This window comes from Variovorax sp. TLI9-5A, assembly GCF_056867935.1.
Genome location: NZ_CP200310.1, coordinates 1,678,333 through 1,698,287, shown reverse-complemented (window position 1 = coordinate 1,698,287; position 19,955 = coordinate 1,678,333). Strand labels below are relative to the sequence as shown.

Below are 19,955 nucleotides of genomic sequence, written 5' to 3'. Positions count from 1 at the left end.
TGGGGGCGAGCATGAATGATCACCAGCTGCTGCGCTATTCGCGCCACATCCTTCTAGAAGAATTCGGCATCGACGGGCAGGCCCGCGTCAGTGCCGGACGGGTTCTCGTCATAGGCGCCGGCGGGCTGGGTTCGCCGGTGGCCCTCTACCTCGCGGCAGCGGGCGTCGGCCGCATCGTTCTGGTCGACGACGACGAGGTCGATCTCACCAACCTCCAGCGCCAGGTGGCCCACACCCACGCGCGCGTCGGCCTTCCAAAGGTCGAATCCGCCGCGCAGGCCATGCGCGACATCAACCCCGATATCGCCATCGAAACCCATGCGCTGCGCGCCGACGAGGCGCTGCTGTCGCGCCTGATCGCCGAGGCCGATGTGGTGGTCGACTGCTGCGACAACTTCGCCACCCGGCAGGCGGTCAACCGTGCCTGCGTGGCGCATGCGAAGCCGCTGGTGGCGGGCGCGGCGATCCGTTTCGACGGCCAGTTGAGCGTCTACGACACCCGCGACGCCGGCTCACCCTGCTATGCATGCCTGTTCCCGCCCGACGCAAGCTTCGAGGAAACGCGCTGCGCGGTGCTCGGCGTGTTCGGCCCCGTGGTGGGCACCATCGGCACGCTGCAGGCCAGCGAGGCGCTGAAGCTGCTGGCCGGCATCGGCCCGTCGCTGGCAGGCAAGCTGCTGATGTTCGACGGGCGCAGCACCTCGTTCGATACGCTGCGCGTGGCGCGCGATCCGCACTGCAGCGTTTGCGCACAGCGCCCTGCGCCGGCCCCCTCTGACTAGGGCTGCCTAAGGCTGCCGGGCGCCCTTGGCCCGGGAAGCGCCCTTGGCCGCCGCCCCTGCCGTGGGCTTGTTCGCCTGCGCCACCACGCCCTTGCAGTCGGAATCTTCGCCCGGTCCCGTCTCGATGGTCGCGGCCAGCGCCAGCAGCGGATTGACCGCGCCCAGCGCCAGCGCGGCCAGCCCGCGCCCGGCCAACGGCCCGACTTCCAGGCCGCCCTTGGGATCGCCGAAGGTGCCGCTCACCACCAGCGGGGTGCGGATCGACAGGATGTTCTTGCTCTTGGGCTCCGGACGGATCACGAAGTCCAGGCCCTCGGTCGCCAGGTTGGCCTGGCCGGTGGCGATGAAGACGGCGTTGGTTGTGTCCACCACCAGCGTGCGGCCGGTCATCAGGCCCTTGTTGACGTCGAAGGCCAGTGCCGCGCAACGCAGCTCCACGTTGCGGTCGCCGCGCAGGATGAACTTGATGATGTCGCCGCCCACCAGGGTCGCGAACACCGGCAGCAGATTGCCGAACTGGCCGCGCCCCGAGATGACCGCCACGTCGCCCGACACGCCCCCGAGCCAGTTCGCCACGGTGCTGCCCGAGCCGGAGAGATTGATGCGCCCGTCCAGCCGCCCCACGCTGTTGCCGGTGGTCTCCAACTTCGGGAACAGGCGCGCGAGCTGCATGGCGCGGGCATCGAGCGAGGCGCGGATGTCTGCCGGGTTCTTCGAGCCGTCGATGCGGATCGCACCGCTCAGCCGGCCGCCGGCCACGCCCAGGTCGAGCGGGTCGAGCGTGAGCACGCCCTCGGCCAGCTTCACCTGCACGCTGCCGCGTTCCAACGGCACGTCGCGCACGTTGCGGATGCGCTCGGCGGTGTACTTCACGTCGGCATTCATCGCGCGCAGGCGCTCGAAGTCCAGCGGCGCCGTGGGCAACACCTTGCCGCCCGGGCGCCTGACCTGGGTGACGGTAGGCGGCGGCGCCACGCCTTCCACCGTGGCGGCGGTGCGCGCGGTGGGCGGCAGGCCGATCAGCGGGCCGAGGTCGTCCATGTCCATCACGTTCGAGCGCAGGTCGCCCGCCAGGTGCGGCAGCTTGCCGGCCTGGTCGAAGCGCATGTCGCCCGCGATGTCGGACAGGCCCAGCCGGCCCTTGAGGCCGGAGGCCTCCCACAGCTTGCCGCGCTTGTCGAGCTTGCCGCTCAGGGTATAGGGCGAGGTCTGCGGCAGCGCGATGCCCAGCAGCGGGAACAGCGCGCCCAGCGTCTGGCCCTTGATGTCGAACCTGGCGTCGATGCCGTCCAGGTCCGACAGGCGGGCGACCGTGCCGGCCGCCTTCAGCTGCGTCTGGCCTGCGGCGGCGCGGATCTCGATCGGAAAAGGCGGCGCGTTCGTGGCCTCGATCTGCAGCACGTTGCCGGTGCGCCCGCTGGCGGTCAGCGGCTGCCCCTTGTAGCGGCCCTTGATGCGGTAGTCCAGCGGCATCTCGCCGCGGCTGCTGTCGTAGCTCAGGTCGGCGTGCAGGTCGACGCCCAGGTGCTTGGCGAGGAAGTCGACCGCACCGCTGTCGACCTGCACCTGGCCGATGGTGGGCACGGTGCCGCCTTCGGCGCTGTCCTTGCCTTCCTTGCCCAGCGCCCAGGTGCGGCGGCCGTCGGCTTCCATCTGCAGCCCCACCGTGGGCGAGGAAAGCGCCAGCCTGGGAATGACGATGCTGCTCGAGATCAGCGGCCAGAGGCGGATGTCGAAGTCGGCGCGCTCCGCCTTCACCAGATAGGGGTCGCGCGCCCACGAAGGGTTGGCGAACTCGATGCCGTCGAGCCTCACGGTGGCCTGCCGCCACCCGAGCCCCACGTCGAGCCGGCGGGTGATCTCGAACTTGCGCCCGGTCTTCTCGCTGACGTAGCGGTTGACCGGCTCGCGCAGCACGTCCCAGGGGAAGAAGGCAAGCCCGACGGCCACCAGCGCGACCAGCAGCACGAGGCCCGCCAGCAGCTTCAGCCAGAGCGGCCGGCGGCGCGGGAGGCCGGCCTTCGTCGGTGCATTCGTCGTTGCCATGGGCTCCTTGTAACTCAGGCGATGGCCTCGCCATGGTCGGCCGTGAGCCGCAGAAATCGTGAGGCATTGCCTACTGAACGCACAGCAAGCGCCTGCGTCGGAACCCGCCTACAGCCGCCAGCCGCCGAAGCTTGCATGATGCGCCCAGGGGAAGCAGCAAAGTCCGTGAGTAGGCAGTTCCTGCCAACGGAGGCGCGCTGAATGCGCCTGCCAACCTCAGAGGAAGAGTGGTTCGGCATGGATTCCAGATTGCAGACTTATGTCGTCGAAGACAACCTCACGATCCGTGAAAACCTCATTGGCACGCTGGAAGAACTTACCTGCGCCACTGTCGTCGGCTTCGCCGAGACCGAGAGCGGCGCGCGCGCATGGCTGCTCGGGCACGACGACGACTGGGACCTCGTCATCGTCGATCTCTTCCTCAAGCAGGGAAGCGGCCTCGGCGTGCTGCAGGCCTGCCAGGCCCGCAGGCCGGTGCAGAAGGTGGTGGTGCTCAGCAACTATGCGACGCCAGACATCCGGCGGCGCTGTGCGGAGTTCGGCGTCGACGCGGTGTTCGACAAGTCGAACGAGATCGACGCGCTGGTCGAGTTCTGCCTCGTGCAGGCCCGCGACCGGGCTTCGCGCTCTTCACCCGGCGCTGCCGGCTGAGCAATAAGAAGAAGCGAGAAGAAGCCGCCTTGGCCCCCTTCCCCGCCCACCAGCCGATCTCAGTCGATCAGCTTGTTCTTCAGCGCGTAGTACGTGAGGTCGCTGTTGGAGGAGAGATTCATCTTCTCCATCAGGCGCGTACGGTAGGTGCTCACGGTCTTCACCGACAGCGACAGCGTCTTGGCGATGTCGCCGGCGGTCTCGCCCTTGGCGAGCTTGAGGAACACCTGGAACTCGCGCTCCGAGAGCTGCTCGTGCGGCGCGGCGTCGTCCTTGCGGTCGAGCTGGCGGGCCAGCAGTTCGGCCACGGCGGGCGTGATGTAGCGGCGGCCCAGCGCGATGGTGCGGATGGCGTTGACGATCTCGATGGGATCGCACTCCTTGTTGAGGTAGCCGCTCGCGCCCTGACGGATCAGGTTCATCGCGTAGTGCTCCTCGGGGTAGCCGCTCAGGATGAGGATGCCCACATCCGGCGCCTTGGCGCGGATCATGGCGAGGGCATCGATACCGCTTTGCCCGGGCATCGAAAGGTCCATGACCAGCACATCCAGCTCCGTGGTGCGCACCAATTCGATGGCTTCGCGGCCGCTGGCTGCCTCGCCCGCCACACGCAGGTCCACGTGCTCGGAGAAGAACTGCCGGAGGCCCGATCGCACGATGGCGTGGTCGTCCACAATTCCGATTTTGATCATTTGTTACTTTCGTCGTTGTGTTGCGCACCCAAGGGTCGCAACATGCCAAGTCCCTGATTGTTGTCAATTATTCACGAACTTGCGCCGCAAGCAGCCTTGAAAGTTTCATGCACTGGTTAGCCCCTCCAAGAATGGCCGTGAGCCTGTTGCTCGCGGCGCTGGCCGCGCTGGCCCTCGTCGGCATCAACGAGGCCGGCTACCGGCAGTCCAGCCGCGCCCTCGCCGACATCGACGAGGCGCAGCAGGTGCGCGGCACGCTCAACCAGATCCTGCAGAACATGCTGGATGCCGAAACCGGCCAGAGAGGCTACCTGCTGACCGGCGAGCCGAGCTACCGTAAACCCTACGACGACGCGGTCAAGCAGGTCGACGGCCATCTCGCCACGCTGCGCCGGCTCTACGCCGGCCGTCCGGCCGAGCTCACGCAGCTGACCGAGCTGTCGAAGCACGTGCTGCGCAAGATCGCCGAGATGGACATGAGCGTGCGCCTGCGCCAGGACGGCAAGGAAGACGCCTGGAAGTTCGTCATCACCACCGATGTGGGCAAGGAGGAGATGGAAGCCATCCGCACCACGGCCGGCGAGCTGGTGAAGATCAGCAACAACACCCTGCACCAGAGCCAGGCGCAGGTGCTGCGCTCGCTGCAGCTCGCACGCATCGGCACCTCCATCGTGGCGGTGGCGGCGCTGCTCGCCTTCTTCCTGTACCTGCGCCAGACCCATGCGCTGCGCTCCATTGGCGAGCGCCAGCAGGAGGCGCTGCAACGCGAGCGCAATGCCCTGGAAGACGAGGTGCGCGAGCGCACCGCCTCGCTGGCCGAGCTGGCCACCCACCTGCAGGACGTGCGCGAGACCGAGCGCGGCTTTCTGGCGCGCGAGCTGCACGACGAGCTGGGCTCGCTGCTCACCGCCGCCAAGCTCGACGTGGCGCGGCTGAAGTCGCGGCTGGCGGATTCGCCCGACGCGATCCAGCGGCTGCAGCATCTGACCGAACTGCTCAACAGCGGCATCGCGCTCAAGCGCCGCATCATCGAGGACCTGCGGCCGTCGTCACTGTCCAACCTCGGGCTGGTCGCGTCGCTGGAGATCCTGGGGCGCGAGTTCGGCGAGCGCTCGGGCCTGCAGGTCGAGATGGTGCTGGAGCCGGTGAGCATGGACGAGTCGCGCCAGCTCACCATCTACCGGATGGTGCAGGAGAGCCTCACCAACATCGGCAAGTACGCCGAGGCCACGGAAGCCACCATCGTCATGAAGAACTACGACAACCACGTGGTGGTGGAAGTGGCGGACAACGGCAAGGGCTTCGACACCCAGCGCATGCGGCCCTCCACCCACGGTCTCGCCGGCATGCGGCACCGCGTCGAGGCCGCGCGCGGCAGGCTCACGATCTCGTCGGCGCCGGGCAAGGGCACGCGGCTGAGCGCCATGCTGCCGGTCGTCAAGCCGGCCGCCTGACCGGCTGACCTGCCATCGAGCAGCAGCACAGGGGCGGCACTCCTGCACATACCAGGGCCAGGGCCACTCGGCCATCTCCTACGCACCCCAACCCCGGCCGCTGACAGGTCAGGGCCGGGCCCCCACTTAAGGTTAGACCTGTGCCATCCGGTGCTTTCCCTCGGGGATCGGCCGGTGCGCCGTTTTCAAGACAACGAGCCAAGCCTCGAAGGAGTTCCACATGCTGCATTACGCCGTGGTGTTTCTGGTCATTGCCCTGATCGCCGCCCTCTTCGGGTTCGGCGGCATCGCCGCCAGCGCGGTGGGTATCGCCAAGATCCTTTTCGTGATCTTCGCGATCCTCGCGATCGCGAGCTTCCTTGCCGGCTTGCTACGACGCAAGTAGCGTCGTTACGATCAACGGGCTTGCGCATTTCACTTATCCGGAAAGGACTTTCAAATGAACACGACGACCAAGACTCCCTCGCAACTCGCCGACGAAGCGCGCCAGACCGCGCGTGACGCGGTCGAAACCACCCGCGCCTACGCACAGAACGCGGTGAATGCGGCGGGCGAAAAGGTCCGCGACCTGCAGCGCGATTCCGAGCCGGCCGTCGAGCAGCTCGCCGCCCGCGTGCAGCAAGCCGTTCAGCGCGGCCTGGATGCCGCGTCCACCACCAGCGCACGCGCGCAGCGCCGCCTCGAGCAGGCTGCCGACGTGACCGGCCGCTACATCTCCGACCAGCCCGTGCGCTCGGTGCTTCTGGCGGCCGCCGCCGGCGCAGCCATCACGGCGCTCATCGTGCTGGCCAGCCGCCGCAGCCGGGACGACTACTGATCCAGCAAGAGGCTTCTGTCGTCGATCGATCCCGGCACCATGCTCCATCCGATTTTTTCCACGGTGCTCGGGCATCCGGAACTCGTCGCTGAACACCTCGCAAACTACGCCGCCCTCGTCCGGCAGGAATCCGCGCAGGCGGGGCGCGGCATCGCCGCACGAATCGTCGCCGCCGTGCTGGCGGTGGCCACCGTCACGCTGGCCCTCGGGCTGATCGGCGTAGCCGTCCTGCTCGGCGTGATGCACGGCAGCTTCCACTGGGTGCTGGTGGCCGTTCCGGGCGTGGCCGTGGTGATCGCGGCCATCTGCACCTGGTACGCGACGAGGCCCGCACCGAACTACGCCTTCGAAGACCTGCGCTCGCAGCTCGACGCCGACTTGCAGGCCCTGCGCAAAGCCGGAGCAAGCCATGACCGCTTCTGATCGCCGCCACCCGCAGCAACTGACCCCGCAGCAGCGCCTGGCCCTCTCGCGCCGTGCGCTGGTGCGGCAGCTGAACGGCGGTGTCGACGACGAAAGCTACGACCGCAACGACGCCAGGTCCCGTCTGGAGGATCCGGACGACCTGGAGTACGCACACCACGAAGCGCAGGCCGCCGGCCGGCGCCGAGCCCACCCGCAAGACAGAGGAGAGGGAAACCCGGGAGAACAGGGAGAAGGCGGAGGAAGAAGAAGAAACGGGAACGTGTGGCTCGCCGTGGGCCGCAGCGTGCTCGAACGCTGGTGGCGCAGGCATCCCGCGCATGCGGTCGGCCAGCTGGCGCGCCCGATGCTCGAACACTATGCCCGCAAGGAACCGGCCAAGCTGATGGCAGCCGCTGCCGCCACCGGCGCGATGCTGGTGCTGGTCAGGCCCTGGCGCCTGCTGTCGGCAACGGCGGTGCTGGCGGCGGTACTGAAGACATCCGACGTGGCCGACCTCATCAACACCCTGATGAGCAAGACCCCAAGTTCACCTCGCCCCCCACGAAAGGACTCTCCATGAAAACCGACGTTTCTCCCGCATCGACCTCCAAGGCCGCCGGCCGCAAGCACCTGGCGCTCGACCAGAGCGGCCTCGACGCCGCCCGCAAGAGCCTGGACGACGGCGCCGTCACGCCGAGCTACGGCCCCTGGCGCGACGACGTCGTGAAGCTGCTGAACGATGCGCTGGCCACCGAGCTGGTCTGCGTCCTGCGCTACAAGCGCCACTACTTCACGGCCAACGGCGTCGAGTCGCCCGCCATCGCCGACGAGTTCCTGGTGCACGCCAACGAGGAATCGGCCCATGCCGACCTGATCGCCGAGCGCATCGTGCAGCTCGGCGGCGAACCCGACTTCGCGCCCACGCACCTGCTGGACCGCAGCCACGCCTCGTACGACGAATCGACCGACCTTCAGTCGATGGTGCGCGCCAACCTGATCGCGGAACGCATCGCGGTGGAGTCGTACCGCCAGATGATCGCGTTGATCGGCGACAAGGACCCGACCACGCGCCGCATGCTCGAAGGCATCCTGGCCGACGAGGAAGAGCATGCCGACGAGCTGAAGGACTGGCTCGGGCATTGACGAGCATTGACGAGCGAGCAACCGCTCGGCCCATGAAGAAAGCCCGGCACTGCCGGGCTTTCTCGTTGGTGGGGACGTTGGTGGGGAACCTGGCGCTCAGCTCTTCACTTCGAGCTGGTTGTTCACCGAAGTCACGCCCTGCACGCCCTTGGCGATCTCTTCGGCGCGCGCCTTGGCAGCGGCAGTGGGCGCCGGGCCCTTGAGGCTCACCGCGCCGGCCTTGGTGTCGACATCGATCTTGATGGCGCTCAGGTCCGGGTCCTTGGCAAGGCCGGCCGACACGGAAGCCGTGATGGCCGCGTCGTTCACCGTCGCGCTCACCGCGGCGCCGGCATCCTTGACCGCCTCCTTGGCATTGGCGGCGCCTTCCTTCACCTCGGCGGTGGTGCTGGACGACTCGACCTTGGCCTTGGCGTCCTTCAGGGCCTCGCCCGTCTTGGCGGCCGCCGTGTCGGCAGCCTGCTCGGTCTTCGCGACGGCGCTGTCGAGCTTCTCGCCCGCCGTGCGGTTGTCGCCCTTGTCGCAGCCGGCCAGCGCCAGCGCGGCACCGGTCAGCAGCACCGCGAGCCAGACATGCGCATACGGCATGCCGCCGATGCGTTGGTTGTTCGATATGTTGTTCATTGGAATCCTCCTGTCACTTCTTGGAGATGGAAAGACGGCAGGAAAGCGGCGGCACGGCAGGCACGCCGCCCCCGCCCGGTCACAGCTTGTCGGCGCCCGACTTGATCGCGTCCTTGGCCTTTTCCTTCACGTCGCCGTAGGTCTTCTGCACCTTGCCGGCGGCCTGGTCGGCAATGCCCTCGCCTTCGAGCTTCTCGTTGCCGACGACCTTGCCGGCGGCTTCCTTCAGCTTGCCCTTGGCCTCTTCGACGCGGCCTGCCACTTGATCCTTGTTCATGTCGCTTCCTTCCTGATCGGGTAATGGATGAAATCCGTGGGCCGGAGTGACCCACTGGTTTCAATCTAGGCTCCCGCCGTTGGAGGCGAACGCCGACGGAAGCCCGAAGCGGTGTAGGACAACGAGGCTCAGGCGCTGACGATCCATCCTTCAAGCGGATCGATGTCTTCCGGCAGGCCGTGGCCCGGGCCGGGGCTTGCGGCGCGCTGCAGGCCCCAGGCGGCCTGCAGCAGGCACAGCACGGCGTCGATGTCGTCGCCTCGCGCATCCGCCAGCAGTTCCGCGCGCTGCGGCCTCTCGAGGACGAGCTTCAGCCCGAGGCGGGGCGAGCCGGCCTCGAGCGCCGCCAGCAGGTCGGCGCGCGCGGCGCGGCGCTCGGGCGTCTGCTTCGACAGATCGTCGCTCTTGTAGCTGCGGCGGCCGATCAGTTCGCGTGCCAGCAGGCCGGGGTAGGCCTCCAGCGCGATGCGATCGGCACCCAGCCCCGCATGCAGGCCCGGAATGCGCGCCCCGGCCGCCAGCAGGCGCGGCACGCCCGCATGGAGCATGTAGGCCACCGGCGGGTTGACCCATTTCATCGAGGGGCTGGAGCCCGCGGGCCCGTCGGCCTTGCGGTGCGCGAACTTGCCGCCCACCGGGCGCGCCGCGCAGAAAACGGCGAAGGTCTCGCGGATCTCGGCACGGCTCAGGCTGGCGTAGTGGGCCATCAGAGGCTCCCACTGCAGCGGCCATCGCAGATGCTCGACGAGTTCGCGCGGCAGGCTGAATGGAAAGTCGAAGCCGCCGGTCCAGGCCGGCGTGGTGCGCAGCCAATCGCCCCATGCGTCGAGCGTCGAAAAACGCTGCAGGCCGTGCAGCACGACCCGGTCGGTACCACTCGGCTCGCCCGTCGCGACGACGATGGGCTTGCATGCCGCCGGCGCGCTCGAGAAGTCGCAGCCGAACAGCAGCACGGGCTCAGCCCAGGGCGAGCGCCACCACGCCGGCGGCGATGAACATCGCGCCCAGCAGCCTCAGCAGCCGGTCGCCCTCGCGCAGCAGATGGCCGCCGATGAGCGCGGCGAAGAGCATCGACACCTCGCGCGCCGGCGCCACGTGAGAGATGGGCGCCTGCTGCACCGCGTAGAGCACGAGCACGTACGACACGGGGCTGATCGCCGCCACCAGCAGCGCGTATTTCCACTGGTCGCGCCACATGCGCACCGTGGTCGCGCGGTCCTGCAGCGCGGCGGGCAGCAGAAGCACGATGCGCACGAGGTTGCCCATGTAGTCGAGCAGGATCGGCGACATCGCGAGGAACTTGACCGCGTAGCTGTCGGCCACCGTGTAGGCCGCGATGAAGGCGCCGGTCAGCACGCCGTAGCGCATGCCCTTGTGCACCCGCGCACGCTGCGCCGGATCGTGCGCCTTCTTCCACAGGCGCGGGCCGCCCGCGATGAGGAACACGCCGGCCACGACGCCGAGGATGCCGGCCACGCCGACGGGACTGATCTTCTCGCCGAGGAAGAGCACCGCCACCAGCGAGGACAGCAGCGGCCCCGAGCCGCGCGCCAGCGGATAGACCACCGTCAGGTCCGACTTGCGGTAGCCGCGCAGCAGCACGATGAAATAGAAGACGTGCAGCACGCCGCTGAGCACGACGAAGCTCCACTCGGCCCGGCCCCAGCCCGGCACCACGTTCCAACCGAGCACGATGCCCAGGGGCGCCCAGATGAACATGTTGAACACGCTGGTCTGGAAGCTGAAGCGCGCGTCGCCATTCGCCTTCTTGGCAGCGATGTTCCAGCTGGCGTGGATGATCCCGGCTAGCAGGATCAGGGCGAACGCGGAGAGTGGCACCCCGGGGTCAGTGGCGGCCGACGATGGCAGCCGTGGCCATCAGCTCTTCGAGCAGCGCCAACGAAACCTTGCCCGAGACCGCGTACGGGTTGAGCTCGGGCTTCTCGGAATACTTCAGCAGCGTCGATGCGTTGAGCTTCGACAGATTGACCTGCCCCATCGTCCAGCCGCCGAAGCGGCGCTCGGAAATCTCTTCGTAGTGCAGCAGCACCACGTCCTTGTGGCGCGGATCGCGCTGGATGTGGCCGTAGAGCTCGGAGATGGCCATGCGGCCGCCCTCGATGGCTTGCAGGAAGGTGCCCGCGCCATAGCAGAGGATGCCGGTGATGCCGCAGGCGGTGTTGTGGCTGCGCGATTGCGTCAGGATCGACTCGATGGCCTCGGGGCTGGTATCGACGGCGCGGCTGGCATAGAGGAGTCGGACCAGCATGGCTCAGCTCTTTCTGGGAAGGAGAGAAAGGAATTCGCGGCGCAGGCTCGGGTCTTTGAGGAACACGCCGCGCATCACGGAGTTGATCATCTTGCTGTCCATTTCCTTCACGCCGCGCCAGGCCATGCAGAAATGCTCGGCCTCCATGACGAGCGCGAGGCCGTCGGGCTGCGTCTTTTCCTGGATCAGGTCTGCCAGCTGCACCACGGCTTCTTCCTGGATCTGCGGACGGCCCATGACCCATTCGGCCAGACGCGCGTACTTCGACAGGCCGATCACGTTGGTGTGCTCGTTGGGCATCACGCCGATCCAGAGCTTGCCGATGATCGGGCAGAAGTGGTGCGAGCAGGCGCTGCGCACGGTGATCGGGCCGACGATCATCAGCTCGTTCAGGTGCTCGGCGTTGGGAAACTCGGTGAGAGAAGGCGCCGCCACGTAGCGGCCCTTGAACACCTCGTTGAGGTACATCTTGGCGACGCGGCGCGCGGTGTTGTCGGTGTTGTGGTCGTTCTCGATGTCGATCACCAGGCTGTTCAGCACGCCCTTCATCTTGACCTCGACCTCGTCGAGCAGGGCTTCCAGCTCGCCGGGCTGGATGAACTCGGAGATGTTGTCGTTGGCGTTGAAGCGCTTGCGCGCGGCGGTGATGCGCTCGCGGATCTTCACGGAGACGGGCGTGCCCTCGTCATCGTCGTTTCGATCGGGGCGCGGGTCGACGTCGGTTTTCCTCAGCATGGCGGGGATCGTACCAGTGAATGGCTCCAGACATTCGGGGCCGCAACGCCCGTCCCTTCTTGGAGCAATGCTATCAATTAAGGAGCGTAAAATCGGCCACCAGCGGAAGATGGTCGGACATGCGGGCCCAGATCGGACCGCGCGGCACGTTGCAGGCCAGCGGCTCCAGCCCGCGTCCGTAGACGAAGTCGAGCTGGGCCACCGGCAGGCGCGAGGGGTAGGTGAGCGTGCGCGGGCCGCGCAGGTCGCTGGTGTCGCGCAGGCCCATGGCGTTCATGGCATAGCGCATGCGCGCGCCCCAGTCGTTGAAATCACCCGCCACCACCACTGCCTCGCCGGGCGGCACCTCGCGGTCTATGAACTCGCGCAGCCGCGCGATCTGCCGCACCCGGCTGCCCTTGATGAGCCCCAAATGCACCACGATGGCGTGCACCCGCCGGCCTTCCACGTCGATCACCACATGCAGCAGCCCGCGCTGCTCGAAGCGGTGGTCGGAAATATCCTGGTGGGTGGTGCCCAGCACCGGCCAGCGCGTGAGCAGCGCATTGCCGTGCTCGCCGTGGCGCGTGACGGCATTGGTCTCGTAGACGGCGGTGTAGCCCTCGGGCGCGAGGAAGTCGGCCTGCGGCAGCTCGGGCCAGCGCGCGAAGCGCGCGGCAGCCTGCCGGTTCATCTTGCGCACTTCCTGCAGGCAGACGATGTCGGCGTCGAGCTGCTCGATGGCGTGGCCGAGGTTGTGGATTTCGAGCCGCCGTGCGGGTCCGATGCCTTGAACACCCTTGTGGATGTTGTAGGTCGCGACCCGGAGGTTCTGCGTTGCTGCTGCGACTGCTGCTGCCGGCTGGTTCATCGCGCAAATTCTGGCAGCAACAGAATGGCTTCGGCATTCGATGGGGAAAAGCAGGCATCCGCCGCCTCGTGGTACGGCAGCCAGCGCCAGTCGGTGTGCTCGCGCGGATCGAGCGTGGGCGTAATACGTTCGGACACGCACAGGCCGAACAGGTGCTCGGTGTTGTGGGTGATACCGGGCGCGTAGCGGGCGCGCCAGCGGGGGTAGATCTCGTAGACGTTGCGCAGCTGCCAGTCGACCAGTTGCGAGGCCAGCGGCGTGCCTTCGCCGCACAGGATTCCGGTTTCCTCGGCCACCTCGCGCGCCGCGGTGAGCGCGAGCGGCTCGTCGGCCGCGTCCTTGCTGCCGGTGACCGACTGCCAGAAATCGGTCTCGGCATCCGCACGCCGGATCAGCAGCACATCGAGCGCCGGCGTGTGGATCACGACCAGCACCGACTCCGGGATCTTCCAGGGCCGGGAGTCGGTCGTCATCGGGGGGTGCTCAGGCTTCTTCGCGAAACACCGAGGAACCGGCTTTGCCGGGCCTCTGGTGTTGCCCCCGGTAGGGGGTTGGCGAAGCGACACGAAGTGCGCGCAGCCTGGGGGCGAGCATCATGCCGCTGCTTGGGGATTGTTGCGCAGCTTGATGTGCAGTTCGCGCAGCTGCTTCTCGTCGACCGGGCTCGGCGCCTGCGTCAGCAGGTCCTGCGCGCGCTGGGTCTTGGGGAAGGCGATCACGTCGCGGATCGACTCGGCGCCGGTCATGAGCATGACCAGGCGGTCCAGGCCGATGGCAATGCCGCCGTGCGGCGGCGCGCCGTACTGCAGCGCGTCCAACAGGAAGCCGAACTTGAGCTGCGCATCTTCCGCGCCGATCTTCAGCGCGCGGAACACCTTGCTCTGCACTTCCTCGCGGTGGATACGCACCGAGCCGCCGCCCATCTCGATGCCGTTGAGCACCATGTCGTAGGCCTTGGCGATGCACTTCTCGGGCGCGGTGTCCATGAGGTCCTCATGGCCGTCCTTCGGCGCGGTGAACGGGTGGTGCACGGCGCTCCAGCGCTGGCCTTCCTCGTCGAACTCGAACATCGGGAAGTCCACCACCCACAGCGGCGCCCAGCGGTCGTCGAAGAGACCCGCCTTCTTGCCGAAGGCGCTGTGGCCGATCTTGATGCGCAGCGCGCCGATGGCGTCGTTGACGACCTTTTCCTTGTCGGCGCCGAAGAACAGGATGTCGCCGTTGCGCGCACCCGTGCGGGCAATGATCTCGGCCAACGCGTTGTCGTCGAGGTTCTTCACGATCGGGCTCTGCAGGCCTTCGCGGCCGGCTTGCGCGTCGTTGACCTTGATGTAGGCCAGGCCCTTGGCGCCGTAGATCTTGACGAACTCCTGGTAGGCATCGATCTCGCCGCGCGACAGGCCGCCTTCGGCACCGCCGCCGGGCACGCGCAGCGCCACGACGCGGCCGCCGGCCATGGTGGCGGCGTTGGAGAACACCTTGAACTCGACGCGCTTCATCAGCTCGGTGAGTTCGGTGAATTCGAGCTTCACGCGCAGGTCGGGCTTGTCCGAACCGTACTTGAACATCGCGTCCGCATACGTCATGGTCGGGAACACCGGCAGGTCGATGCCCGCGGCGTTGCGGAACACGTTGCGGATCATGCCTTCGAACATCTCGCGGATTTCCTCTTCGGCGAGGAACGAGGTCTCGATGTCGATCTGCGTGAATTCGGGCTGGCGGTCGGCGCGCAGGTCTTCGTCGCGGAAGCACTTCACGATCTGGTAGTAGCGGTCGTAGCCGGCAACCATCAGCAGCTGCTTGAAGAGCTGGGGCGACTGCGGCAGCGCGAAGAAGCTGCCGTCATGCACGCGGCTGGGCACGAGGTAGTCGCGCGCGCCTTCGGGCGTGGACTTGCCGAGCATCGGCGTCTCGATGTCGATGAAGCCGTTGGCGTCGAGGAACTTGCGCGTTTCCATCGTCACCTTGTAGCGCAGCATCATGTTGCGCTGCATGGCCGGGCGGCGCAGGTCGAGCACGCGGTGCGTGAGGCGGGTGGTTTCCGACAGGTTGTCGTCGTCCAGCAGGAACGGGGGCGTGACCGAGGGGTTCAGCACCTTCAGCTCGTGGCACAGCACTTCGATCTTGCCGCTCTTGAGCTGGTCGTTGGTCGTGCCCTCGGGACGCGCGCGCACCAGGCCGGTGATCTGCACGCAGTATTCGTTGCGCAGGTTCTCGGCCACGGCGAAGGTCGAGGCACGATCGGGATCGCACACCACCTGCACGTAGCCTTCGCGGTCACGCACGTCGATGAAGATCACGCCGCCGTGGTCGCGGCGACGGTTGACCCAGCCGCAAAGGGTTACGGTCTGGCCCAGCAGGGCTTCGGTCACGAGACCGCAATAGTGAGTACGCATGGCCATAGGAATCCATTCCGGCGCCTCGGGGGCGCGTTCGTTCTTTTATGAGTTGGAAGACTTCACCGCCACCGTGGTGGGGCCGCCTGGAACGACCACCCCCATCGAGACGATGTACTTGAGCGCTTCGTCCACGCTCATCTTCAGTTCGATGCAGTCGCTGCGCTTGAGCATCACGAAGTAGCCGCCCGTGGGATTGGGCGTGGTCGGCACGTAGACGCTGAGGAACTCGCCCTCGCCGAGATGCGCGGCGACCTCGTTGCCGGGCGCGCCGGTCACGAAGGCGATGGTCCACACGCCTTCGCGCGGCCATTGCACCAGCACCGCGGTGCGGAAGGCATTGCCGTTCTCGGAGAACAGCGTGTCCGACACCTGCTTGACGCTGGAGTAGATCGAACGCACCACCGGGATGCGCCGCACCACGGCGTCGCCCCAGCCGAGCAGGCGCTTGCCGACGAAGTTGCTGGCCGTGGCACCCACCGCCAGCAGGATGGCCAGCGTGAGCAGCACGCCCAGGCCGCGCACCTTGTGGTCGCTCAGCCAGACCTGCCACTGCTCGGGCAGCAGCCACAGCGTCTGGTCGAGCGTGCCGATGATCCAGTTCAACACGCCGAGCGTGATGACCAGCGGCACGATGACCAGCAGGCCGGACAGCAACCATTTGCGCAGGGCGAGCATGGCGGTCAGGAGTGTTTCAGTCGCCGCTCGCCGCGGTCGGCGCGGGAGCCGGTGCGGCAGGCGCCGGAGCAGGGCTCGGCGCAGCGGTCGTGGTGGGAGAAGGGGCGGAGGAGGCAGAAGACTCGCTGGAGGCGGGCGCCGTGGCCGGCTCGGACTTCTTGCCGCCGCCGTCGCGGAAATCGGTCACGTACCAGCCCGAGCCCTTGAGCTGGAAGCCGGCGGCCGTGACCTGTTTTTCGAACGCACTCGCGCCGCACGCCGGACACACCGTGAGGGGTGCGTCGGACATCTTCTGCAAAGCGTCCTTGGCGAAGCCGCAGGCGCTGCACTTGTAGGCGTAGATGGGCATGGGAAATGAGGTCAAAAAAGCGGCGCAGCGGCCGCTCGCAAAGCCCTCGATTATAGGGGCGCCCCCGTGAAAGGACGCCCGGCCCGGCCGGCGCCCCCCGGCTTCAGGCCGGCTCCGTGGCCAGCGGGCGGTGCGGCGTGTGAGTGTTCGCCAACCATTGCGGCAGCAGCGAGCCGGCCACCATGCCCGCGAACGAGCACAGCACGCCCGCCAGCTGGGCGGGGAACACGGCTCCCCAGGACGGCACCTGCAGGAACAGCAGCCACACGCCGATGCCCAGGACGATCGAGGCGACGGCACCCTGCGTGGTGGCCCGGCGCCAGTACAGGCCGCACACCAGCGGCACGAAGGCGCCCACCAGCGGCACCTGGTAGGCGCTGGACACCTGTTCGTAGATCGAAGTGCCCTGCATGCGGATCGCGTAGGCCAGCACGGCGGCGCTGAACAGCAGCACCGTGATGCGCATCGTCATGAGGTTCTGGCGGTCGGTGCCGGCCGGGCGGAACTGGCGCCAGATGTTCTCGGTGAAGGTGACGCTGGGCGCCAGCAGCGTGGCCGAGGCGGTCGACTTGATGGCCGACAGCAGCGCACCGAAGAACAGCACCTGCATCACGAAGGGCATCTTCTCGAGCACCAGCGTGGGCAGCACCTTCTGCGGATCTTCCTTCAGCAGCGTGCCGGTCTGCTCCGGCATGATGAGCAGCGCGCTGGCCACCAGGAACATCGGCACGAAGGCGAACAGGATGTACGCCAGGCCGCCGATCACCGGGCCGCGGCGGGCCGCCTTGACGCTGTTGGCCGACATCACGCGCTGGAACACGTCCTGCTGCGGAATGGAGCCCAGCATCATGGTGATGGCGGCAGCGAAGAAGAACACCATGTCGTGCCAGCTCGGCTCGGGCCAGAACTTGAAGAGATCCTTGCTGACCGCGAAGGCCACCACCTTGTCGGCGCCGCCGGCCATGTTGCCCGCGAACATCGCGATCACGGCCAGGCCGACCACCAGGATGATCATCTGGATGAAGTCGGTGATGGCCACCGACCACATGCCGCCGAAGAGCGTGTAGGCCAGGATCGAGACCACCCCGATCACCATGCCCACTGGAATGCTGACCACGCCGCCCGACAGGAGGTTGAACACCAGCCCCAGCGCCGTGACCTGCGCCGAGACCCAGCCCAGGTAGCTCAGCATGATGATGAGCGAGCAGGCCACCTCGACGCCGCGGCCGTAGCGCTCGCGGTAATAGTCGCTGATGGTCAGGAGCGTCATGCGGTAGAGCTTGCCCGCGAAGAACAGGCCCACCAGGATCAGGCAGGTGCCGGCGCCGAACGGGTCTTCCACCACGCCGTTGAGCCCGCCCTCGATGAACTTGGCCGGGATGCCGAGCACCGTTTCGGAGCCGAACCAGGTCGCGAAGGTGGTCGTGACGATCATGTAGAGCGGCAGGTGCCGCCCGGCGATGGCGAAGTCGGTGGTGTTCTTCACCCGCTTGGCGGCATAGAGGCCGATCGCGATGGTGACCAGCAGATAGACGATGACCAGCGTCAACAACACGGTGGAGACTCCTCTAGAACAGACGCACGCGCACCAGCAATTGCATGGCGAGCAACCCCAATACAAAACCTATGCCACCGTAGACGACGGTCTGCAGCAACCGGTTGGTTCGCTTCTGTTCGGCCAGCAGTTCGAGCAGCTCGCGGCGGTTGTCGGCCGGGCGATTCTCCAGGAAATCGTGCAGTAATCGAGGTAGTTGAGGTAGCAATTTGGCGTACCGCGGCGCCTCGGCCTTGAGCTGCTGCAGCAGCTTCTTGGGGCCGATCTGGTCGACCATCCACTTCTCGAGGAAAGGCTTGGCCGTGGCCCAGAGGTCGAGTTCGGGGTCGATGTTGCGCCCCAGGCCCTCGATGTTGAGCAGCGTCTTCTGCAGCAGCACCAGCTGCGGCTGGATCTCGACGTGGAAGCGCCGCGAGGTCTGGAACAGCCGCATCAGCACCATGCCCAGCGAGATCTCCTTCAGCGGCCGGTCGAAGTACGGCTCGCACACCGTACGGATGGCCGCCTCCAGCTCGTCGATGCGGGTGCCCACCGGCACCCAGCCGCTTTCCAGGTGCAGTTCAGCCACGCGCTTGTAGTCGCGCCGGAAGAAGGCCACGAAGTTCTGCGCGAGGTATTCCTTGTCCGACTCGGTCAGCGTGCCGATGATCCCGAAGTCCAGCGAGATGTAGCGCCCGAAGGTCTCGGGCTCCAGGCTCACCTGGATGTTGCCGGGGTGCATGTCGGCATGGAAGAAGCCGTCGCGGAACACCTGCGTGAAGAAGATGGTCACGCCGTCGCGCGCCAGCTTGGGAATGTCGACGCCGGCGGCGCGCAGGCGTTCCATCTGCGCGATGGGCACGCCCTTCATGCGCTCCATCACGATGACCTCGGGGTGGCAGAAGTCCCAGAACATCTCGGGAATCAGCACCAGGTCGAGCTCGGCCATGTTGCGGCGCAACTGGGCCGCGTTGGCGGCCTCGCGCACCAGGTCGAGCTCGTCGTGCAGGTACTTGTCGAACTCGGCCACCACCTCGCGCGGCTTCAGGCGCTTGCCGTCGGCCGAGAGGTTCTCGAGCCAGCCGGCCATCATGGCCATCAGCGCCAGGTCTTTCTCGATCACGCCGCGCATGCTGGGGCGCAGCACCTTCACCGCCACCTCGCGCTCTTCGCCCTCGTTGGTGCGGATGGTCGCGAAGTGCACCTGCGCGATCGACGCGCTGGCGATGGGCGTCTCGTCGAACTGCACGAACACGTCGCTCACCGGCCGGCGGAACGCGCGCTCGATGGTGGCGATGGCCACGGACGAGGGAAAGGGCGGCACCCGGTCCTGCAGGAAGGCCAGCTCGTCGGCGATGTCGGGCGGCAGCAGGTCGCGCCGGGTCGACAGCACCTGGCCGAACTTCACGAAGATGGGACCGAGGCGCTCGAGCGCCTCGCGCAGCCGCTGGCCGCGCGGCGCGTCGAGATTGCGCCCGAAGGAGAGAACGCGCGTGACACCGCGCACCCAGGGCTTCTGGAAGCTCGAGAGCACCAGCTCGTCGAGGCCGTAGCGCAGCGCGACCCAGACGATGAAAAGGCCGCGGTAGAAGCGCCTCATTCGGCGTTGCCCGCCGGACCGGCAGCCGAGCCGCCGGCCTTGCCGCCGCCGACGAACTGGCGCAGCGCAGCGACCACGCGCCGCACGGCATTGCCCAGCGTGTGCGCGGGCACGTCGCCGATCACGCGGGCGAGATCGTCCTCGATGTCCCAGCGCACATGGTCGACCAGCCAGTTGACCTCGGCCGCCAGTTGCACGTCGCCGATGATCTGCACGGCGGGCTTGTCGCCACGCAGCGCTGCGCGGGCGATGTCGAAGGGGGAGCCGTCGGTGACGGTGAGCGTCAGCTCGGGCACCGAGCCGGCCGGGGCCAGGTCGAGCAGGCCGGCCGGCGTGGCCACCAGCTCCATGGTCACGAAGCGCCACTGGAAGCGCACCACCCGCCCCTGCTGGCGCAGCAGCCGCTGCTGGGCCTCGGGCTCCTGCTGGAGCACGTGGTTGAGGAACAGGACCGCGCGGTTCTGGATCTCGTGGACCGCCCAGTCCGGGGGCTGCAGGCGCTCGCCAATGGTGTTGAAGAGGTCGCCTAGAAAAGAAAATGGGGACGATGGTGTGGCCATGTCCCCATTATCCCGTCACTGTAGCGCCCCGCGACTCATGAACCTCAAGCCCTTTTCCAGAAACACCGCAGAACCGGCTTTGCCGGGCTGCTG

General features: G+C 67.3%; 24 protein-coding genes. 8 read left to right on the top strand and 16 right to left on the bottom strand.

The features are described 5' to 3' along the window. Nucleotides 1-11: 11 nt before the first annotated feature. Nucleotides 12-782: a HesA/MoeB/ThiF family protein gene (locus AC1VNX_RS08305; RefSeq protein WP_483156268.1), complete on the top strand. Its 771-nt coding sequence runs from the start codon at nucleotides 12-14 to the stop codon at nucleotides 780-782. A 6-nt stretch (nucleotides 783-788) separates the two neighbouring features. On the opposite strand, the gene AC1VNX_RS08300 is transcribed toward AC1VNX_RS08305, so the two are convergent. Continuing rightward, entirely contained in the window at nucleotides 789-2,828 is a 2,040-nt protein-coding gene (locus tag AC1VNX_RS08300; protein ID WP_483156267.1) for an AsmA family protein, read from the bottom strand. Nucleotides 2,829-3,065: 237 nt separating this feature from the next. On the opposite strand from AC1VNX_RS08300, the gene AC1VNX_RS08295 reads away from it, so the two are divergent. Next, nucleotides 3,066-3,479: a response regulator transcription factor gene (locus AC1VNX_RS08295; protein ID WP_483156266.1), complete on the top strand. Its 414-nt coding sequence runs from the start codon at nucleotides 3,066-3,068 to the stop codon at nucleotides 3,477-3,479. Between the two features lie 59 nt (nucleotides 3,480-3,538). Here the strand turns inward: AC1VNX_RS08295 and AC1VNX_RS08290 are convergent, their stop codons facing one another. Beyond that, nucleotides 3,539-4,171, bottom strand: a complete 633-nt coding sequence (locus AC1VNX_RS08290) for a response regulator (protein ID WP_019656595.1) — start codon at nucleotides 4,169-4,171, stop codon at nucleotides 3,539-3,541. A gap of 131 nt (nucleotides 4,172-4,302) precedes the next feature. On the opposite strand from AC1VNX_RS08290, the gene AC1VNX_RS08285 reads away from it, so the two are divergent. From AC1VNX_RS08285 to AC1VNX_RS08260, 6 genes are all read left to right on the top strand, one after another. Next, nucleotides 4,303-5,625 carry a CHASE3 domain-containing protein gene (locus AC1VNX_RS08285; protein WP_483156265.1) on the top strand — a complete coding sequence of 441 codons (1,323 nt, stop codon included), beginning with the start codon at nucleotides 4,303-4,305 and terminating at the stop codon, nucleotides 5,623-5,625. A 220-nt stretch (nucleotides 5,626-5,845) separates the two neighbouring features. After that, the gene (locus tag AC1VNX_RS08280) at nucleotides 5,846-6,010 is read left to right on the top strand and encodes a DUF1328 domain-containing protein (protein WP_007837165.1); all 165 of its coding nucleotides are present in this window, start codon (nucleotides 5,846-5,848) and stop codon (nucleotides 6,008-6,010) included. A gap of 54 nt (nucleotides 6,011-6,064) precedes the next feature. After that, entirely contained in the window at nucleotides 6,065-6,442 is a 378-nt protein-coding gene (locus AC1VNX_RS08275) for a hypothetical protein (RefSeq protein WP_176663088.1), read from the top strand. Nucleotides 6,443-6,481: 39 nt separating this feature from the next. Continuing rightward, nucleotides 6,482-6,865 (top strand): hypothetical protein, encoded by a 384-nt coding sequence (locus AC1VNX_RS08270; protein WP_483156264.1) that lies wholly within the window; start codon nucleotides 6,482-6,484, stop codon nucleotides 6,863-6,865. Next, nucleotides 6,852-7,427 (top strand): hypothetical protein, encoded by a 576-nt coding sequence (locus AC1VNX_RS08265; RefSeq protein ID WP_483156263.1) that lies wholly within the window; start codon nucleotides 6,852-6,854, stop codon nucleotides 7,425-7,427. The genes AC1VNX_RS08270 and AC1VNX_RS08265 overlap by 14 nt, the downstream gene beginning before the upstream one ends. Then, on the top strand, nucleotides 7,424-7,990 hold the full coding sequence (locus tag AC1VNX_RS08260; protein WP_301510345.1) for a ferritin-like domain-containing protein: 567 nt from the start codon (nucleotides 7,424-7,426) through the stop codon (nucleotides 7,988-7,990). The genes AC1VNX_RS08265 and AC1VNX_RS08260 overlap by 4 nt, the downstream gene beginning before the upstream one ends. A gap of 96 nt (nucleotides 7,991-8,086) precedes the next feature. On the opposite strand, the gene AC1VNX_RS08255 is transcribed toward AC1VNX_RS08260, so the two are convergent. The 14 genes from AC1VNX_RS08255 to AC1VNX_RS08190 all read right to left on the bottom strand — a co-directional run bounded on the left by AC1VNX_RS08255 (nucleotide 8,087) and on the right by AC1VNX_RS08190 (nucleotide 19,862). Continuing rightward, on the bottom strand, nucleotides 8,087-8,614 hold the full coding sequence (locus AC1VNX_RS08255) for a BON domain-containing protein (protein WP_483156262.1): 528 nt from the start codon (nucleotides 8,612-8,614) through the stop codon (nucleotides 8,087-8,089). 79 nt (nucleotides 8,615-8,693) lie between these two features. Continuing rightward, nucleotides 8,694-8,891, bottom strand: coding sequence for a CsbD family protein (locus AC1VNX_RS08250; RefSeq protein WP_258353256.1), 198 nt, complete (start codon nucleotides 8,889-8,891; stop codon nucleotides 8,694-8,696). 128 nt (nucleotides 8,892-9,019) lie between these two features. After that, on the bottom strand, nucleotides 9,020-9,844 hold the full coding sequence (locus AC1VNX_RS08245; protein ID WP_483156261.1) for a DUF429 domain-containing protein: 825 nt from the start codon (nucleotides 9,842-9,844) through the stop codon (nucleotides 9,020-9,022). A 4-nt stretch (nucleotides 9,845-9,848) separates the two neighbouring features. Further along, entirely contained in the window at nucleotides 9,849-10,730 is an 882-nt protein-coding gene (locus AC1VNX_RS08240; RefSeq protein WP_483156260.1) for a DMT family transporter, read from the bottom strand. A gap of 7 nt (nucleotides 10,731-10,737) precedes the next feature. Next, nucleotides 10,738-11,160: a BLUF domain-containing protein gene (locus AC1VNX_RS08235; RefSeq protein WP_019656584.1), complete on the bottom strand. Its 423-nt coding sequence runs from the start codon at nucleotides 11,158-11,160 to the stop codon at nucleotides 10,738-10,740. Nucleotides 11,161-11,163: 3 nt separating this feature from the next. Further along, nucleotides 11,164-11,895: a GTP cyclohydrolase I gene (gene folE / locus AC1VNX_RS08230; RefSeq protein ID WP_483156259.1), complete on the bottom strand. Its 732-nt coding sequence runs from the start codon at nucleotides 11,893-11,895 to the stop codon at nucleotides 11,164-11,166. A gap of 73 nt (nucleotides 11,896-11,968) precedes the next feature. Further along, nucleotides 11,969-12,745, bottom strand: coding sequence for an endonuclease/exonuclease/phosphatase family protein (locus tag AC1VNX_RS08225; RefSeq protein WP_483156258.1), 777 nt, complete (start codon nucleotides 12,743-12,745; stop codon nucleotides 11,969-11,971). Beyond that, nucleotides 12,742-13,218: a dihydroneopterin triphosphate diphosphatase gene (gene nudB, locus AC1VNX_RS08220; protein WP_483156257.1), complete on the bottom strand. Its 477-nt coding sequence runs from the start codon at nucleotides 13,216-13,218 to the stop codon at nucleotides 12,742-12,744. The genes AC1VNX_RS08225 and nudB overlap by 4 nt, the downstream gene beginning before the upstream one ends. A gap of 120 nt (nucleotides 13,219-13,338) precedes the next feature. Beyond that, nucleotides 13,339-15,147, bottom strand: a complete 1,809-nt coding sequence (aspS, locus tag AC1VNX_RS08215) for an aspartate--tRNA ligase (protein ID WP_483156256.1) — start codon at nucleotides 15,145-15,147, stop codon at nucleotides 13,339-13,341. A gap of 39 nt (nucleotides 15,148-15,186) precedes the next feature. Beyond that, nucleotides 15,187-15,819 (bottom strand): DUF502 domain-containing protein, encoded by a 633-nt coding sequence (locus tag AC1VNX_RS08210; protein ID WP_483156255.1) that lies wholly within the window; start codon nucleotides 15,817-15,819, stop codon nucleotides 15,187-15,189. Between the two features lie 16 nt (nucleotides 15,820-15,835). Further along, nucleotides 15,836-16,168 carry an FmdB family zinc ribbon protein gene (locus tag AC1VNX_RS08205; protein ID WP_483156254.1) on the bottom strand — a complete coding sequence of 111 codons (333 nt, stop codon included), beginning with the start codon at nucleotides 16,166-16,168 and terminating at the stop codon, nucleotides 15,836-15,838. Nucleotides 16,169-16,271: 103 nt separating this feature from the next. Next, nucleotides 16,272-17,723: a high affinity choline transporter 1 gene (locus tag AC1VNX_RS08200; RefSeq protein ID WP_483156253.1), complete on the bottom strand. Its 1,452-nt coding sequence runs from the start codon at nucleotides 17,721-17,723 to the stop codon at nucleotides 16,272-16,274. A 13-nt stretch (nucleotides 17,724-17,736) separates the two neighbouring features. Further along, the gene (gene ubiB, locus AC1VNX_RS08195; RefSeq protein WP_483156252.1) at nucleotides 17,737-19,302 is read right to left on the bottom strand and encodes a ubiquinone biosynthesis regulatory protein kinase UbiB; all 1,566 of its coding nucleotides are present in this window, start codon (nucleotides 19,300-19,302) and stop codon (nucleotides 17,737-17,739) included. Then, complete coding sequence (locus AC1VNX_RS08190) at nucleotides 19,299-19,862, bottom strand: ubiquinone biosynthesis accessory factor UbiJ (RefSeq protein WP_483156251.1); 564 nt, start codon at nucleotides 19,860-19,862, stop codon at nucleotides 19,299-19,301. Before AC1VNX_RS08190 ends, ubiB begins: the two co-directional genes overlap by 4 nt. Between the last annotated feature and the right edge of the window lie 93 nt (nucleotides 19,863-19,955).